The following is a 16,660-nucleotide window of genomic DNA, read 5'->3' on the forward strand; positions in this document are numbered from 1 at the left end:
GGCATCCCGAACCTCCCGGCGCAAAGCGCGCCAAACTGTTCGCGATGTCCTCGCACACCTGTTCGCGATGTCTCCGGTCCAAACAGGGGGGAGGGGTCAGGGGTGGGGGTCCGTCGTAGAGCGAAAGCCTCGACTTTCCATCTGCAATAGCCCTGCCCCCAAGTGGGAGATCGGCAGCTTCGGGGACAGTGCCTTTCTGCATCCTACGAAACCTGGCGAAAGCGACTATGGCAGCCAATCTTCCCGTTGAGGGACCTCCAACGCCGGCGCCTTCCCTATTTGACCTTACCTGCCCCTCGCCTGTAGCAATCGAAGCGATCCGGCGGTGAGAGGAACGGAGTCTACATGCCCATCGAGCAGGGTTTTTCCGATTTCTTCTACGCCGCGCCGGACGGGCTGTGCCTGCACGCCCGCATCTACGGCGAAGCGAATTCCGGCGGTTGGCCAGTCGTTTGTCTGCCTGGCCTGACCCGCAATTGCCGTGATTTTCACGATTTGGCGCTTTATCTGTCGACGCAGGCGAGGCGTAGGGTTGTCGCCTTCGATTATCGCGGGCGCGGGCAGTCCGCCTACGATGCCGATATCGGCCATTACAATATCGGCATCGAAGCGGGGGATATTCTCGCCGGGCTGGCTGCACTTGGCGTCGACGAGGCTGCCTTCATCGGCACCTCGCGCGGTGGACTGATCATCCATGTGCTCGGGGCGATGCGGCTGGCCTTGCTGAAGGCCATCGTCCTCAACGACATCGGCCCGGTGATCGACTCGCAAGGTCTCGCCCATATCCGCTCCTACCTCGACCCCGCGCCAAGGCCGAAGACGTACGCGGAGGTGGTCTGCGGCCTGCGCAGCACCCATGGCGCGGATTTTGCGGCGCTGACCGATGCGGATTGGGAGCGGATGGTATCAGCCCTCTACCGCGAGACCGAGGAGGGATTTCTGCCCGATTTCGATCCGAAACTGGTCGAGACACTGGCGGGGCTCGATCCCAGCCGGCCGCTGCCAGATCTGTGGCCACAGTTCGACGCACTGGCGGCCATCCCGATGCTCGTCATACGCGGCGCCAATTCGAAGCTGCTGTCCGCTGAAACGCTCGAGCAGATGCGGACGCGCCATACCGATATCGAGACGATCACCGCCGACGGCCAGGGGCATGCACCGTTTTTGGACTCCGGGATCCTGCCGAGCAGGATCGCTGGTTTTCTTGACCGGGCGGAGCAGCGGGGTGGTTAGAAGTAAAGCTCGGCCGAGCGAAGTAATTCACGCGCAAGTTTTGCGTCGGTCAAAGCATTCCGGCGGCCGTTGACAGTTCCGCTGGAATTAGCGGTGAAATAATTTTATCGATGTCGGCGCTGCCCCTCATCCGCCTGCCGGCACCTTCTCCCCGTATGGCGACGGGGAGAAGGGAGGTATCTGCAACGCTGGGGATTAGCGAAATCTTTCCAAGAGCGCCTTTCTCCCCGTCGCTATACGGGGAGAAATGCCCCGCAGGGCAATGAGGGGCAGCGCAACCCTGAGCGGCTGGCTGATATCTCACGTCAGATCCGTCAGGATTTGGCGCTTCTCTTCGCTCGCTTTGGGGCCTTGCTTGCGGCCGGCTCGCCTTTTGGCCCTCGCCTTGCCGGAGGTGGAGCAGACAAAGCGCTTGCGCCGCCACTGTCCGCGCCACTGCACCGCGGCGTCTCCAGCACAGTGACGCAGCCATCGAGGTCGTTGGTGGCCAGATGCGCGTAGCGCATGGTCATCGACAGCGTCTGGTGGCCGAGCCACATCTGCACACGCCTGATATCGATGCCGCCCTGGACCAGACGCGAGGCACAAGTATGGCGCAATATATGCGGCACGACCTGATCGTCGGCGCCAAGCCCGACCTCGGCCTTGGCATCGTTCCAGATGGCGCGAAACTGCGCCTGGCTGAGCTTGGTGAACGGGCCTTTGGGCCGGCGGCCCTCGGTGGCCGGCAGCTTGATCACCTCTTTTACCCGCTCGGTCATCGGAATGGTGCGGCTGCGGCCGGATTTGGTGATCCAGAAACTGACGCGGTGCTCCTGGATATCGTTCCAGATCAAACCCAGCGCTTCGCCGAGGCGGCAACCGGTGTCGACGAGAAAGACGGAAAGCCGATAAGCGTCCTCGCTGCGGCTCTTGATGGCGGCGAACAGCCTGGCTTCCTCGTCCCTTTCGAGGAAACGAATCCGTCCCGCCCGCTCCTTCTGGCGACGGAACTCGGGCAGGCTGTGGATATCTCCCATCTTGTGAGCCTTGCGCAGCAGTTTGCTGAGGGCAGCCATCTTCCGGTTGATGGTTGCGTTGCTGTTGCCGCGCTGGCGCAAGGTGCCGATAAGATTGTCGAGGGTGCTTTGGTCAAAGGCGCTGAAACGCTCCCCAAGGAGGATCTCGTCTATTTCGCCGATGAAGGAGCTGACATTGTATTTGTGCCGCCCGTCATCCCAAAGTATGTCCCGGTATGCTGAAAACAGTTCTCCGATCCTGTGCGACTTTACTTCTCGTATCTTGTTATAACTGTATTTTATCTTGGCAGTTTGAGAAGAAAACATCGAAAAATGATCAGAGGTTCCTCCCTCTTGAATCGCATCGTTCGTCATTATTCGCCACACCCCCGAGTGGATAGGCCTAGACCTACCTGCTTGGCGGTGCCCTTTCAAGAGTTTTAAGCGCTGCGGCCGATTTCATCCACCAGTGGCGGATCCCAACGACATCGTTCCACAACCCTGTTCAGCTACCGAACCCCCTTTTCCTTCTGTTTGCTACCAGTCGCGAAAACAAAAACAGCCCGGGCGTTAAAGCGCCCGGGCTGGATTTCATTTGCCTTAAGTCCAGCCCTTAGAACGAGCGCTGGAAGCGGAGGAAGCCGCCAACGGCGTTTTTCTTGTCGCCCGGGATGCCGGTCCAGTTGTATTCATAACCGGGCAGCGAGTCGCTATCGATGTGGTGGCTGTTATGAGCCCAGTCCACTTCGGCCGTGATCGTCATGCCGGGAACGATGTCGTAGGCGATATTGGCAGCGACACCAGCTTCCTTGGCTTCGTCATACGACGCCTGCAGGTTGAACGAGGTCTTCTCGTTGATGGTGTAGGTACCACCACCCCAGACTGCCCAGTTGCCGCCCCACTGCTTGTAGAAGTTGCGCGGGACATTGTCGTCAGAGCCGTAGCCGGCCATCAAGAACAGCGCCAGATTCTGCATCGGCGTGACGTCGAGGCGAATCTTGCCGGCCCACTCTTCCAGGCTGCTGTCATAGGCAACAACACCGCTGATGGAGCCCCAGCCCTGCGTGTACTTCACGCCGCCGACGACATACGGGACATAGCTGTCGATCGAGTCGTGACCGAGGCCGCTGAAGTCGAAATTAACGAAGCCTTCACCGGTTTCCAAGGAGGCCACCGCCGAGAAGCCGTTGCCGGCATCGAAGTAATACTGGACGACGTTGGTATCGAAGCCGCCGTAGGGAACGATCGTATCCTGGATGACATTGCCGGCGTAGCCGGTGAACGTGTTGAAGGCTGTTTCGTCCTTACCGACGCGGAGACCGCCGAGCTGGATCCAGGCGAAGTTCAGCGAAACGCCTCTGCTGCCAAAGTCGGAATAGCCACTAGCGTAACCGGTTCCCCAGTTAAACCGGGTCTCGGTGTAGGTCTTCAAGGTGCCCATCTCGGTTTCCTGGCCGGTGTAGGTCCTCAGCGTGAAGCGAGCCTGCTTGTAGTAGCCGTCGTTGGTGCTGGGATCGCCATTTATACCATCCAACAGGTCCTGGTACCTGGCGCCGTCGAACGAGCCTTGCTGGCCAACGCTGATGTCATAGCGGACGTAGCCGCCGATGCGCAGGCAGATTTCGGTGCCGGGGATGTAGTAGTAACCAGCGCCGTAGACGTCGCAAATCTTGACGTATTCAGCGGGTTCCGGCTCGGCGACGACGACGGCGTCGGCGGCGCGCGCACCGGAAACTGCGATCAGTGCCGCAGCGGAGCCGAGAAGAAGGCTCTTGATGTTCATTTTCTGACCTCCAGTCAGAATCGAGGGCGGAGGTCGGCAAAAAGCAGCTCGTTCGGCTGTTTTTTGATTATATTTCAAATAGACAAGTCCTAAGGTCGTCAGTGAGGCCCTGTCCGCCAAAAACGCTTGCTGGCGAAGGCCTTGCCTGAACCGGTCTTGAAATATCGCTCGAGTTGCCGTGCGTTGGCCTCGGTTTCAACCCCGACGTAGGACTTCAAAGTTACAGGCAGATAGGCCTTGGTCGAAGTCACATAGCCTGATCGATGCGATTCGAAACAGCGTCGAAGGTCGTTGGTCGACCCGACGTAGACATCGCCGTTACGAAGTTGCAGGAAATAGACGTACCACATGGTCCCCTACGCTACTTCGTAGCTTCGGGCGACACCCTACGCCCAAAATGCGGGTCCGGGTGGCCTGCCACCCGAAGCCCGCAGGGCGTAGGGTGGCGGAGAGGATGGGATTCGAACCCACGAGAAGCTTTTGACCTCTACTCCCTTAGCAGGGGAGCGCCTTCGACCACTCGGCCACCTCTCCGTTGCGCCGGTGGATAAAGAAAAGCGCCGGCACAATCAACAAGCTGACGCTATTATCCTTGAAAAATCGACCCTTCGCCAAAGCGCCGCGCGGCGATGTGGCGATTCTACGGCAATTCCCTGGTTCGCGACTCGGGCCATGGTCACATTTCGGGCTGACCATCGCCGGAATCCGCGGTTTGCAACGGCTTGCGAAGGGCCGTTGGTTAACGGGAGCTTTCGGAGTGAGGCCAAATCGTGTCATTTGTGCAACAACGCCGGGGTATAGCGCCAACACAAACCTTTTGCCGGTACGATCGTGGTTGAACGCCGCCGTCTCATGGGTAATGTCGGGTTTGAAGGAGCGGCGCGGTGCGCATCTTTTTCGGTAGTGGGGATGGGGCAGGGAACGCTGTCCTTCAGCAAAGAATACCCAGACCCGTTTTTTAACTTTTGACTGGAGGTCAGAAAATGAACATCAAGAGCCTTCTTCTCGGCTCCGCTGCGGCACTGATCGCAGTTTCCGGTGCGCGCGCCGCCGACGCCGTCGTCGTCGCCGAGCCGGAACCCGCTGAATACGTCAAGATCTGCGACGTCTACGGCGCTGGCTACTTCTACATCCCCGGCACCGAAACCTGCCTGCGCATCGGCGGCTACGTCCGCTATGACATTGGCATCGGCGACGTCGGCTCATTCGACGGTGCAAAGACTACCGATCAGCAGGACGGCGACTCGCAGGATACCTACTACAAGCACGCCCGCTTCACGCTGAAGACCTGGACCGGCCAGGAAACCGAGCTCGGTACCTTGAAGACCTACACCGAGACCCGCTTCAACTGGGGTAACCACAACGATTACCTTGATGACAACTTCAATGGCGGTACGAGTGTTTCGCTGAACTTTGCCTGGGTCCAGCTCGGTGGTTTGCGCGTCGGTAAGGACGAATCGGCCTTCGATACCTTCATCGGCTACGCCGGCAACGTCATCCAGGATACGCTGGTCCCTTACGGCGGCTTCGACACCAACGTCGTCCAGTATTACTTCGATGCTGGCAACGGCTTCTCGGCCGTGGCTTCGTTGGAAACCGGTTCGGGCAGTGCCGCCGCAGATCCTGGCATTTTCCAAGACAGCAACAGCGGCAATGATTCCATCGACAGCTATGTCCCGTATGTCGTCGGCGGTCTCAAATACACGCAGGGCTGGGGCTCGATCACCGGTGTTGCCGCCTATGACAGCACCTGGGAAGAGTGGGCCGGCAAGGTTCGCCTCGACGTTACGCCGATACAGAACCTGACACTGTTCGTCATGGCCGGTTACGGTTCTGACGACAACATCGACCGCAACTTCTACAAGCAGTGGGGCGGCAACTGGGCAGTCTGGGGTGGTGGCACCTACACCATCAACGAGAAGACCTCGTTCAATCTCCAGGCCTCGGTTGACGACGACAAGAACTACGGCGTCGCGGCTAACGTCGCTTACGACATCGTGCCCGGCTTCACGATCACGGCTGAAGTCGATTGGGCCCACGACGGTCAGTTTGATAAAGCCTATGATCGCAACTGGACCAATGCCGACGACAAGGACAGTATTGGCGGCATGCTCCGCTTCCAGCGCTCATTCTAACAGTCCGAGCCAGATTGAGATTGAACCCGGCGGGCGACCGCCGGGTTTTTCTATCAGGGCGACTCCGCTATCAAGCCGCGTGAGCATGGCGCCGGTTACAGGTCGCGATCGTTCTCTGCCAGTTGCTGAGAAATTCTACCGACTGATATCTGGCCGCACGCTGGAAATCAGCCGTAAGCCTGCGCGGTTCAGATATCACGATCCACGCAATGTGGACCGCCAACTCCAAATCAAATCTCGGCGAGATCGCCAAGCGACTGGATCAGCGGCTGGATCGTACTCTCATACTTTTTCCAGCGTTTGACCGATGATGTATAGATCGGCTGCCGCACCTGCCAGCGGCTGGGGGTATTGACCGACCTGTCCTTCTCGAAAAAGCGAAGGCAGGAATCGTCCCACGGCAAGCCGAGATGATCGATGAGACGGCGCGATTGAGCCTCCTGATCCGCAACCAGCGTTTCGTAGCGGCTTTCGAAGATACGTCCGGGAAAGATCTTGTCCCAATGCCGTATCAGACGATCATATTCCCGGTAATACAGTCCGAGAGTCTCAAGGTCGGCGTTGTAACCATGCTCCTTGCTGAAATTCAGGACGAAGCACGAGACGCAATTGTCGATGGCATCGCGGCGGCAATGAATGATGCTCGCGTTGGGAAAGAGAATTCCGATCAAGCCGACAAGCTCGAAGTTGTGAGGCATCTTGTCGACGATGCGCAACGCGCCAGGCGCGTGTTGACGCAGATAGGACAGGTATTCTTCGGCCAGCGATCTCGACTGATCCCTCGTCATCGACATGATCGAACTGCGCAGGTCCTCATCCGAGTGCGTTCTAAAGCCCATCGAGCTTGCGATTCGCCGCAGCTTCGTAAGCTCCCCGGCGCCATGAACATCCGGATGGCTCGCACAGATTTGCTCGGTGAGCGTCGTCCCCGACCGGGGCATGCCCAGCACAAACACGGGCAACGCGGACGGGCTACCGTGGCCGGCTTTGGTTGCCAATAGTGACGGGGTGAATATCTCGATCATGGAATCGACACTGCGGCGGTAGGACGCCAGGTCATAATCGTGGCCAACGGCCTTTTTTGCCTTCTGGAAGTGATCCATCGCCTCTTCATAACGCTGAAGATCGTTCAGCACTTTGCCTGCGGCGTGATGGAGCTGCGATGCAATATCCGGGTCAAGCTTGGGATTGGAGAGTTCGCGCAGGATAGAGTCGAGCTCGGCAGGTTTTTCGGTGAATTTGCGCGTGTCGACCAGGCTATTGTAGGCCTCTCCAACATCGACGCGACGTTCGATTGCCTGCTTCAGATACGCTCCGGCTTCGTCCATGCGACCGACGCTGGTGAGCGCACCAGCCAGACCAATCCGGACCATGGGATGGTCGCCGTTGATCTTTAGCGCCTTCTCGTAAAGGGGCAAAGCCATCTCGGCCTTGTCGAAGTTGACGTAGGCACGTGCTAGTCCGCAAAGCGCTTCCACCAGGTCGGGCTTCAATTCGCAGGCGCGCTGCAGGTGCCTGATCGCAAGCAAGCTGTCGCCAAGCTTCAGACCGGCCTCTCCCAGGCTAAGGTGGAAATATGGATTCTGAGGCGTCTGGCTTACTGCCCGCGCAAAATATTTGAGAGCCAACTCGTCGTCGATACCGAGCCCCAACGTGCCGAGGATGTAGAGCGAAAGCGGGTGGTTGGGCGTGCGGGCGAGAACGCGATGGCATAATTCCTCCGCCTCCGGGAGCCGCTTGGCTTGCTGAAGTTCGAGCGCCTGTCGCAACAGCATGTCGTCGGCCGGCGCGCGCGACGGCGGTTTCGCTTTCGGCGGTTGCACGTTCGGCGCCGAACGTGACTTTATATGTTTGGACCAAGCGGGCGGCAGTCGGTTGCTCATCATGTCTCGCTAGCAAAATGGTCCGGTAGAATCCAGCCTGACCGTTGCCGCTGGCCCTGGAACTTGCGCAGGCCCAGCCAGCAGGCTAGCAAGAAGGCCCCTTTTCGAACGAGCCTTTGCCATGCGCCCTCCCCTTACGCCACTTATCGCCGCGCTTCCTTCCACGGTGCCGTTTGTCGGCCCTGAGGCACAGGAGCGCGACCGCGGCCGCGCCTTTCGCGCCCGTATCGGCGCCAATGAGAGCAGCTTTGGCCCTTCGCCGCGCGTCGTTGCCCGTATGGCCGAGATTGCCGGCGACATGTGGATGTACTGCGACCCTGACAATCACGATTTGAAGGTAGCCGTGGCCCGGCATCTCGGTGTCGGCGCCGAAAACGTCATCGTCGGCGAAGGCATAGACGGGCTGCTCAGCCTGGTTGCGCGCATGTATGTGGCGCCGGGCGATGCGGTGGTGACCTCGCTCGGCGCCTATCCGACCTTCAACTTTCACGTTGCCGGCGTCGGCGGCCGGCTGGTCGCAGTGCCCTACGAGAACGATCGGGAAAACCTCGACGGCCTGCTGGCGGCAGTGGCCAGGGAAAAGGCGCCACTGGTCTACCTGTCCAATCCGGACAATCCGATGGGCAGCTGGTGGGAAGCCGCCGAGCTCAGCCGCTTCATCGAAGCCTTGCCGGAGACCACAACGCTGGTGCTCGACGAAGCCTATGGCGAATTAGGGCCAGCCTCAGCGCTGCCGCCGATCGATGTCGCGCGGCCGAACGTCATCCGCATGCGCACCTTCTCCAAGGCCTATGGGCTGGCCGGCATACGCTGCGGCTATGCGGTGGCCGAGGCCCAGGTGATTCGGGACTTTGAGAAGATCCGCAACCACTATGGCGTCAGCCGCATGGCGCAGATCGCCGGTGTCGAGGCGCTTGCCGATCAGGCCTGGCTGGATAGCGTGGTGGCGCGGGTCGCCGCCGGCCGTCGACGTATTGCCGCAATAGCCGAAGCGAACGGGCTGAAGCCGCTGGCTTCGGCGACCAATTTCGTCACCATCGACTGCGGCCGCGACGGCGCCTTCGCACTGAAAGTGCTGCAGGCGCTGTTGTCACGCGACGTCTTCATCCGCAAGCCGATGGTGCCGGTTCTCGACCGCTGTATCCGGGTCAGTGTCGGCCTCGACCACGAACTCGACATCTTTGCCGAGGAACTGCCTGGCGCACTGGCGGCAGCGCGGGGGAACTGAAGAGCGCAACGCCGGGATTCCAGTGCTGCCCGCTATTTCTCTCCGAGCAGGCGCATGACGCGCTTCAAGGCGTCCGATAATTCGGCAGCCGCGTCATCGGCGAGGCCGGCCGTCAGCCGGGCGAGTTCGCGATCCGCCGCAGCCTGAAGCCTGGCGAGCTCAGCACTTCCGCGAGCGGTCAGCGACAGGATACGTCTGCGCCGATCGGCTGGGTCAGAGCGTGTCTCGGTCAGGCCAGCGGCGGCGAACCTCCTCAGGACGCGCGAGACATAGGCCGGATCGAGCCGGAGTTCGGCAGCGATTTCGGAGGCCGCCGGCCGTAGATCGAGGTGGAACGCCCGTGCAAGAACCCTGCCTCACCGCCGCTATTGGCGACAGCGCGGGATCGACCGCCCAATTCGAACAGCAGCCGCGCCTCGCCCAGCGTATAGGCGCTGTGCGTCAAGGTCAGGTCGAGCAGCCCGATCAGGCGCGTGTAGAAGCGATTGAAGCCACGTATCTCCGCGACAAGGGCATTCCGATCGGCCGGCATGTCGACCTCCTTCGGACGGACCGCTCCGTCAGGGCCATGATCGCCTAATTATTTGACTTAGTCAATCATTAATGGAGACGCCGCCTATTTCGCACGTGAAGCTGGCGGATAGCGACCGGAGAGAGACCTTCGATGCACGTTGCGCGGTTGAATTTGCACGGCGATGCGCCAGACTCGACTCAAAGGATGGAGAGCGCGATGACCGATCGTACGGTGCAGGTACGCATCTACGGCAAGGTGCAAGGCGTCAGCTACCGGGTCTGGGCGCGGCGCGAGGCGTCGGCGCTTGGCCTTGCCGGGTGGGTGCGCAACGAAGTTGACGGCTCGGTGACAGCCTTGATCGCAGGGACCGGTGCGGCGGTCTCGACAATGATCGAACGGTTTTGGCAAGGACCGCCGGGGGCAGCAGTTTCGAAGGTCGATGTCGAGGAGATCGAGTCACGCAACATGTCCGCGGGTTTCAGGATTGTTGCCTAGCAAGGCATGATCCTGCTCATTCGCTTCCATCGCACAAATCTCCAGGGTGCAGATAGAGCAAACCTGAAGCCATTGCCCTGCGCGGACATGCCTCGGTCCTTGAATTAATTGAACGTTTGTTTTATTGTCCGCGAAAAGGCGGCTTGTCATGGCGCGTACGACCGGTTCCGACGGAGAGAAGACCGAAGCTGCGATCCGCGAGGCGGCGGTCAACCTGATTGCGCGTCTCGGCTACGAGGCGATGTCGATGCGCCAGCTGGCGGCCGAGGTCGGCGTCCAGGCAGCGGCGCTGTACCGCTACTTCCCGACCAAGCAGGACCTTCTGTTCATGCTGATGAGTGAGCATATGGAAGGCTTGATCGAGGCGTGGCGCGCAACACGCCCTGTCGGCGCCGATCCGGCAGCGCGGCTTGCCGCTTATGTCGAAAACCACATCGCTTTCCATATCGAACGCCGCCACTCCACCCATGTCTCGAACATGGAGCTGCGCAGCCTGTCGCATAAAAAACTCACGCAGATCCTGCGCATGCGCACGGCCTACGAGAAGGAGCTGCGCGCCATCCTGCGCGACGGCGTCGAAGCGGGGTTATTCAGCATCGAAGACACCGGGCTCACCGCCATGGCGCTGATCCAGATGATGACCGGCGTCATCGTCTGGTTCCGGCCGGGCGAACGGCTGTCGATCGCCGAAGTCACCGCTACATATCTAGCAATGACAATGCGCCTTGTTGGAGCAAAGAGCGATGGCGCGTCAACGAGCTACGACGCCGCGCCTCTATTCGGGCGCGCAAAGGACGCTCTAGCAACTTGATTTCGCGCATGATCCCGATTTCGGGATCGTGCGCCGGGAGGAACGGCATGTACATGCATACGCTCAACTTCGGGCTTGACGAAGACATCGAGGCGCTGCGCGACCTGGTGCGGCGCTTCGCCCAGGAAAAGATCGCACCGATCGCCGCCGAGATCGACCGCTCGAACGAATTCCCGGCACATCTGTGGGCGGAGCTCGGCGGGCTCGGCCTGCTCGGCATCACCGCCGATCCCGATTTCGGCGGCAGCGGCATGGGCTACCTCGCCCATGTCGTGGCGATGGAGGAGATTTCGCGCGCCTCGGCCTCGGTCGGCCTCTCCTACGGCGCCCATTCCAACCTCTGCGTCAACCAGATCAACCGCTGGGCAACGGAGGCGCAGAAGGAAAAGTATCTGCCTTCGCTCTGCAGCGGCGAAAAAGTCGGCGCACTGGCGATGTCGGAATCGGGTGCCGGCTCCGATGTGGTGTCGCTCCGCCTGCGCGCCGAAAGGCGCAACGACCGCTATGTGCTCAACGGCACCAAAATGTGGATCACCAACGGGCCGGATGCCGAGACGCTGGTCGTCTACGCCAAGACCGATCCGGAACTCAATTCGCGCGGCATCACCGCTTTCATCGTCGAAAAGGCTTTTGCCGGTTTTTCCGTGGCGCAAAAGCTCGACAAGCTTGGCATGCGCGGCTCGAACACCGGCGAGCTGGTGTTCGAGGATGTCGAAGTGCCGTTTGATAATGTGCTGCACGAGGAAGGGCGCGGCGTCGAGGTGCTGATGTCGGGCCTCGACTACGAACGCGCCGTGCTGGCCGGCGGCCCGGTCGGGCTGATGGCGGCCTGCCTCGATGTGGCGATACCGTACGTGCATGAACGCAGGCAGTTCGGTCAGCCGATCGGCGAATTCCAGCTGGTGCAAGGCAAGCTCGCCGACATGTATGCGACGATGAACGCGGCGCGCGCCTACGTCTATGCCGTGGCCGCCGCCTGCGATCGCGGTGAGACGGCCCGCAAGGACGCCGCCGGCTGTATCCTCTTCGCCGCCGAAAAGGCGACGCTGATGGCGCTCGACGCGATCCAGCTTTTGGGCGGCAACGGCTACATCAACGATTACCCGACCGGCCGGCTTTTGCGCGACGCCAAGCTTTATGAGATCGGCGCCGGCACTAGCGAAATCCGTCGCTGGCTGATCGGGCGGGAAATCATGGTGGAGGGCGCCTGATGGCGTCTTTTTGAGATTTTGCCAGAAGCCGCACAATGTGGCACACTTCGGAATATGTGCCATAACACAGGCGAGACGGACCATGGCTGGCAAAACGGGAAAGTCGGGATTTGACGAAGATCCGCAAGCACGGTTCGATGCCGGCGCTCGCCAACCACAGCTTCGTGCTCCGGCGAAACGCGAGCGTGTCAAGCTTGGCGAGGGCGGGCGCTTCGTCATTCCTGCCGCGATGCGCGAGGAGATGGGCGTGAAGCCTGGCGAGGACATGATCCTGCATGTCGAAAACGGCGAGCTGCGGGTAAGATCGTGGCTGCAGAATCTGCGACGCGTCCAGGCCGAATTGTCGGCGTTGAAACAGCCCGGTGAAAGCGTCGTCGACGAATTTCTGAAAGAGCGACGGGAAGAGCAGCGTCGAAGCGACAAGCGTCTCGACCGGCTTCACGCCGACGGGACAACGGGAAAGCGGACGAAATGAAGCCCTACGTCATGGACAGTTCGGCGGCGCTCGCAATCCTGCTCAACGAGCAAGGCACCGACAATGCTTTGGGGTTCGCGCTGGACGCACAATGCAGTTCGGTCAATGCGGCCGAAATCATCGCCAAGCTGATCGACAAGGGACGCAGCATGGAACAGGCCGCGGACGACCTCGCCAGTCTCGGCATGCCGATCGCCGTTTTCGACGACGCGATGGGCATCGCCGCCGGGCAGCTTCGCCAATTGACGCGGCATCGCGGCTTGTCGCTGGGCGATCGGGCTTGCCTGGCGCTGGCAATTCGCGAGAATGCCATTGCCGTCACCGCTGATCGCGATTGGGGCGACCTCGATGTCGGCTGCAAGATCGAGCTGATCCGGTAGCGCCATGGCCCCCCTCACCTCTCAGATGTCGTCCGCCTCCGATGCCTTCCGCGGCAATGCCGAGCGCATGCGGGCGCTAGTCGCCGATATTGCTGAAAAAGCCGCCGCCATCGAGCGCGGTGGCTCGGAAGAGGCGCGTGAGCGGCACGTCTCCCGCGGCAAGCTCCTGCCGCGGCAACGCCTAGCCCAATTGCTCGATACAGGCTCGCCCTTCCTCGAAATCGGCCAGTTCGCGGCATGGTCGATGTATGGCGAGGACATCCCTTCGGCCGGCCTCATCGCCGGCATCGGCCGCGTCGAAGGCACCGAAGTGATGGTCGTCGTCAATGACGCCACGGTGAAGGGCGGAACCTATTATCCACTGACGGTGAAGAAGCATCTGCGTGCACAGGAGATCGCATTGCAGAACAATCTGCCTTGCGTCTATCTGGTCGACAGCGGCGGCGCCAATCTGCCCAACCAGGACGAGGTGTTTCCCGACCGCGATCATTTCGGCCGCATCTTCTACAACCAGGCCAACATGTCGGCCGCCGGCATTCCGCAGATCGCCTGCGTCATGGGTTCGTGCACGGCCGGCGGCGCCTATGTGCCTGCGATGTCGGACGAGACAATCATGGTGCGCAACCAGGCAACCATCTTTCTCGGCGGGCCGCCGCTGGTGAAGGCGGCCACCGGCGAGGACGTCACCGCCGAGGACCTCGGTGGCGCCGACGTGCACACAAGGCTTTCCGGCGTTGCCGACCACTATGCGCTCGACGACGAGCATGCGCTGGCCATATGCCGGCGTATCGTCAAAAACCTGAATCGGAACAAGAATGTAAGCCTTGCCTTACAGAAATCGATTCCACCGCTTCACGATCCACATGAACTCTACGGCATCGTTCCGACGGATCTGCGCCAGCCCTACGACGTGCGCGAGGTGATCGCCCGCACCGTCGACGGCTCCGAGTTCGATGAGTTCAAGCAGAATTATGGCACCACGCTTGTCACCGGTTTTGCCCATCTCAGCGGCATGCCGGTCGGCATCGTCGCCAACAATGGCGTGCTGTTTTCGGAAAGCGCGCTAAAGGGCGCGCATTTCATCGAGCTGTGCTGCCAGCGCAGGATCCCGCTGATTTTCCTGCAGAACATCACCGGCTTCATGGTCGGGCGAAAATACGAGGCCGGCGGCATCGCCAAGGACGGCGCCAAGCTGGTCATGGCGGTCGCAACGGCCAAGGTGCCGAAGGTGACCGTGATCATCGGCGGCTCGTTCGGTGCCGGCAATTACGGCATGTGCGGACGCGCCTATTCGCCACGCTTCCTGTGGATGTGGCCGAATGCCCGCATTTCGGTGATGGGCGGCGAGCAGGCGGCAACGGTGCTGGCCGTGGTCAAGCGCGAAGGCATCGAGCGCAAGGGCGGGGAATGGAGCGCTGAGGAGGAAGCGAAATTCAAGAAGCCGATCCTGATGAAGTACGAGCACGAGGGACACCCGCTCTATTCGTCGGCAAGGCTCTGGGACGACGGCATCATCGACCCGGCCAAGACCCGCGAGGTGCTGGCGCTCAGCCTTTCGGCCGCGCTCAACGCCGAGATCGAGGAGACAAAATTCGGCGTGTTCAGGATGTGAGATGAGCGAAATCGGCCAGAGGATTCGCATTCAAACCGGCGACATCACGAAGCTGGCGGTCGATGCCATCGTCAACGCCGCCAATACCTCTCTTCTCGGAGGCGGCGGCGTCGACGGCGCTATCCACCGCGCGGCCGGCCCCGAGCTTGTGGCAGAATGCCGGACCTTGCATGGCTGCAAGGTCGGAGACGTAAAAATCACCAAGGGCTACAGGCTGCCCGCGCGCTACGTCATTCATACGGTCGGGCCGGTCTGGCAAGGTGGCAGCAAAGGAGAAGCCGAACTGCTCGCCTCCTGCTATCGCCGGTCGCTCGAAATCGCCGCCGCAAAGGACTGCCGGACGGTGGCGTTTCCTGCGATCTCGACCGGGGCCTACCGCTATCCGAAGGATCAGGCGACGCAAATTGCTGTCGGGACCGTGAGCGCCTTCATCGGCCAGAACATCGCTCCGGAAACCGTCATTTTCTGCTGCTTCGACGAGCCGACGGCCGAATTGTATCAGCGGGTCGTCGCTGCACTCGGCAGGGTGTGACCCTGCGCGGGAGACAACCCACCACATCTCCAGACTATTTTTTGCTTCTCGATCTGGCCAGACGAAAGAATCACGGCTATTGATCATCGCAAATACCAATGGGGATTGGGCGAAGATGAGGCGGCGCGTTTTTCAGAGAACAACTGTGCATTTACTTGCAGGGTTGCTTATATTAGTGACCCCTGGCATCGGCGCAGCGCAGTCGCTGGCGGGAAGCAAGGGCGAGACCCGTTTCTATCCCTATTTGCCGCAGAGCCCGAAGGATCCGTGTACCAGGGCCTACAAGGCCTATGTAGCGGCCGGCGGCCATTCAGCCTATGCAACCACTCCGTATTCCCGGGTGCGTTTTCTGTACATCATCTGCGGCTCGCGCTTGAATGCACCGTCACAGCAAGCTGCCGAAGAATTGGCGTTGAAATCCTGTCAGGCCGCCCGCAACAGTTACAGAGTTACAACAGGCGGCGGCTGCGAAATCGCTGCCTCCAAGTAGGCGAATATATTTCAGTGTTTGGGGTTCAAATGGGTTTGGCAATGAAATCTTTATCAATCAAGCGAGCAACCATGTCGGTACTTGCACTGCTTGTGGCCTCTGCACCGAATGTCGGCGCCGCCGAATCGCTGGCGGGAAGCAAGGGCGACAGCCGCTTTCCGGTCTATTTTGCACCGGGTACAATCGGAGGCTGCGGCAAGAATTACAAGGACTATGTGGCGGCTGGCGGTCACTCGGCCTATGCGATGACGCCATTCAACTGGGCAACCGAATTCACTATTTGCGGTGCTTATCTGAATGCAACATCCCAGAAGGCTGCGGAGGCGCTGGCGTTGAAATCCTGCCAGTCCGCGCGCAGCAAGTACAAGGTCACGACTGCAGGGGCCTGCGCCATAGCTGCCTCCAAATAGACCGACACTCGTCGGCCTTCGACATATTCAATGGGTGGGAAAAATGAAATCTATAAGCGTCAAACAAGCAGTCTTCTCGCTAATAACCGGGTTGCTTCTAATCTCGAGCCCCAATGTCGGCGCGGCGGAATCGCTGGCTGGAAGCAAGGGCGACGTCCGCTTCTACCCGTATTTTCCGGCGACCGCGGATCGGCCATGCACCAAGGCATATAAGGCCTATGTGGCGGCCAGCGGCCATTCAGCTTATGCGACCACTCCGTATTCCCGGGTGCGTTCGTTGTACATCCTGTGCGGCTCGCGCTTGAATGCGCCCTCGCAAAAGGCTGCCGAGGATATGGCGATGAAATCCTGCCAGGTCACCCGCGACCGTTACAGGGTCACGACCGGGGGAGCTTGCGAAATCGCGGCCTCAAAGTAGGCAGGCCTCGCTTGCCTACCCTTTGACCGCCAGACTACAAAGCAGGGCATTG

The 16,660-nt window shown here is 60.5% G+C and carries 19 protein-coding genes and 1 tRNA gene; 13 read left to right on the plus strand and 7 right to left on the minus strand.

What is annotated here, in order from left to right; translation table 11 throughout:
* The first annotated feature begins 345 nt into the window (after nucleotides 1-345).
* Nucleotides 346-1,233, plus strand: coding sequence for an alpha/beta fold hydrolase (locus NKH33_RS28175; RefSeq protein ID WP_352922545.1), 888 nt, complete (start codon nucleotides 346-348; stop codon nucleotides 1,231-1,233).
* 314 nt (nucleotides 1,234-1,547) lie between these two features.
* On the opposite strand, the gene NKH33_RS28180 is transcribed toward NKH33_RS28175, so the two are convergent.
* From NKH33_RS28180 to NKH33_RS28195, 4 genes are all read right to left on the minus strand, one after another.
* Nucleotides 1,548-2,606 (minus strand): tyrosine-type recombinase/integrase, encoded by a 1,059-nt coding sequence (locus NKH33_RS28180; protein ID WP_502906780.1) that lies wholly within the window; start codon nucleotides 2,604-2,606, stop codon nucleotides 1,548-1,550.
* A 238-nt stretch (nucleotides 2,607-2,844) separates the two neighbouring features.
* Nucleotides 2,845-4,014, minus strand: coding sequence for a porin (locus NKH33_RS28185; protein ID WP_352922548.1), 1,170 nt, complete (start codon nucleotides 4,012-4,014; stop codon nucleotides 2,845-2,847).
* A 98-nt stretch (nucleotides 4,015-4,112) separates the two neighbouring features.
* Nucleotides 4,113-4,364 carry a GIY-YIG nuclease family protein gene (locus NKH33_RS28190; RefSeq protein WP_352922550.1) on the minus strand — a complete coding sequence of 84 codons (252 nt, stop codon included), beginning with the start codon at nucleotides 4,362-4,364 and terminating at the stop codon, nucleotides 4,113-4,115.
* A gap of 93 nt (nucleotides 4,365-4,457) precedes the next feature.
* Nucleotides 4,458-4,548, minus strand: a tRNA-Ser gene (locus tag NKH33_RS28195).
* A gap of 449 nt (nucleotides 4,549-4,997) precedes the next feature.
* Here NKH33_RS28195 and NKH33_RS28200 point away from each other — a divergent pair.
* On the plus strand, nucleotides 4,998-6,149 hold the full coding sequence (locus NKH33_RS28200) for a porin (protein WP_352922553.1): 1,152 nt from the start codon (nucleotides 4,998-5,000) through the stop codon (nucleotides 6,147-6,149).
* Between the two features lie 230 nt (nucleotides 6,150-6,379).
* On the opposite strand, the gene NKH33_RS28205 is transcribed toward NKH33_RS28200, so the two are convergent.
* Nucleotides 6,380-8,032 (minus strand): tetratricopeptide repeat-containing sulfotransferase family protein, encoded by a 1,653-nt coding sequence (locus NKH33_RS28205; protein ID WP_352922556.1) that lies wholly within the window; start codon nucleotides 8,030-8,032, stop codon nucleotides 6,380-6,382.
* A gap of 121 nt (nucleotides 8,033-8,153) precedes the next feature.
* Between NKH33_RS28205 and NKH33_RS28210 the strand changes: the two genes are divergently transcribed.
* Complete coding sequence (locus NKH33_RS28210) at nucleotides 8,154-9,260, plus strand: pyridoxal phosphate-dependent aminotransferase (RefSeq protein ID WP_352922559.1); 1,107 nt, start codon at nucleotides 8,154-8,156, stop codon at nucleotides 9,258-9,260.
* A 32-nt stretch (nucleotides 9,261-9,292) separates the two neighbouring features.
* On the opposite strand, the gene NKH33_RS28215 is transcribed toward NKH33_RS28210, so the two are convergent.
* Both NKH33_RS28215 and NKH33_RS28220 read right to left on the minus strand, forming a co-directional pair.
* Nucleotides 9,293-9,562, minus strand: coding sequence for a MarR family winged helix-turn-helix transcriptional regulator (locus tag NKH33_RS28215; protein ID WP_352922622.1), 270 nt, complete (start codon nucleotides 9,560-9,562; stop codon nucleotides 9,293-9,295).
* A complete protein-coding gene (locus NKH33_RS28220; protein ID WP_352922562.1) occupies nucleotides 9,514-9,792 on the minus strand; it encodes a hypothetical protein in 279 nt (92 codons plus the stop codon). The genes NKH33_RS28215 and NKH33_RS28220 overlap by 49 nt, the downstream gene beginning before the upstream one ends.
* A gap of 198 nt (nucleotides 9,793-9,990) precedes the next feature.
* On the opposite strand from NKH33_RS28220, the gene NKH33_RS28225 reads away from it, so the two are divergent.
* The 10 genes from NKH33_RS28225 to NKH33_RS28270 all read left to right on the plus strand — a co-directional run bounded on the left by NKH33_RS28225 (nucleotide 9,991) and on the right by NKH33_RS28270 (nucleotide 16,608).
* Complete coding sequence (locus NKH33_RS28225) at nucleotides 9,991-10,269, plus strand: acylphosphatase (protein WP_352922565.1); 279 nt, start codon at nucleotides 9,991-9,993, stop codon at nucleotides 10,267-10,269.
* A 148-nt stretch (nucleotides 10,270-10,417) separates the two neighbouring features.
* Nucleotides 10,418-11,080: a TetR/AcrR family transcriptional regulator gene (locus tag NKH33_RS28230; RefSeq protein ID WP_352922567.1), complete on the plus strand. Its 663-nt coding sequence runs from the start codon at nucleotides 10,418-10,420 to the stop codon at nucleotides 11,078-11,080.
* 47 nt (nucleotides 11,081-11,127) lie between these two features.
* Complete coding sequence (locus NKH33_RS28235) at nucleotides 11,128-12,291, plus strand: isovaleryl-CoA dehydrogenase (RefSeq protein WP_352922570.1); 1,164 nt, start codon at nucleotides 11,128-11,130, stop codon at nucleotides 12,289-12,291.
* 82 nt (nucleotides 12,292-12,373) lie between these two features.
* Nucleotides 12,374-12,766 (plus strand): AbrB/MazE/SpoVT family DNA-binding domain-containing protein, encoded by a 393-nt coding sequence (locus NKH33_RS28240; protein ID WP_352922572.1) that lies wholly within the window; start codon nucleotides 12,374-12,376, stop codon nucleotides 12,764-12,766.
* Entirely contained in the window at nucleotides 12,763-13,146 is a 384-nt protein-coding gene (locus tag NKH33_RS28245) for a type II toxin-antitoxin system VapC family toxin (protein WP_352922575.1), read from the plus strand. The genes NKH33_RS28240 and NKH33_RS28245 overlap by 4 nt, the downstream gene beginning before the upstream one ends.
* Nucleotides 13,147-13,150: 4 nt before the next feature.
* Nucleotides 13,151-14,758, plus strand: a complete 1,608-nt coding sequence (locus NKH33_RS28250) for a carboxyl transferase domain-containing protein (RefSeq protein ID WP_352922578.1) — start codon at nucleotides 13,151-13,153, stop codon at nucleotides 14,756-14,758.
* Between the two features lies 1 nt (nucleotide 14,759).
* Nucleotides 14,760-15,290, plus strand: coding sequence for an O-acetyl-ADP-ribose deacetylase (locus NKH33_RS28255; protein ID WP_352922580.1), 531 nt, complete (start codon nucleotides 14,760-14,762; stop codon nucleotides 15,288-15,290).
* Nucleotides 15,291-15,405: 115 nt separating this feature from the next.
* Complete coding sequence (locus NKH33_RS28260; protein ID WP_352566208.1) at nucleotides 15,406-15,780, plus strand: hypothetical protein; 375 nt, start codon at nucleotides 15,406-15,408, stop codon at nucleotides 15,778-15,780.
* A 29-nt stretch (nucleotides 15,781-15,809) separates the two neighbouring features.
* Nucleotides 15,810-16,190 carry a hypothetical protein gene (locus NKH33_RS28265; protein ID WP_245274740.1) on the plus strand — a complete coding sequence of 127 codons (381 nt, stop codon included), beginning with the start codon at nucleotides 15,810-15,812 and terminating at the stop codon, nucleotides 16,188-16,190.
* Nucleotides 16,191-16,233: 43 nt separating this feature from the next.
* Entirely contained in the window at nucleotides 16,234-16,608 is a 375-nt protein-coding gene (locus NKH33_RS28270) for a hypothetical protein (protein WP_023677798.1), read from the plus strand.
* Nucleotides 16,609-16,660 lie beyond the last annotated feature (52 nt).

Source organism: Mesorhizobium sp. M1182 (genome assembly GCF_040318335.1).
Classification (GTDB): domain Bacteria; phylum Pseudomonadota; class Alphaproteobacteria; order Rhizobiales; family Rhizobiaceae; genus Mesorhizobium.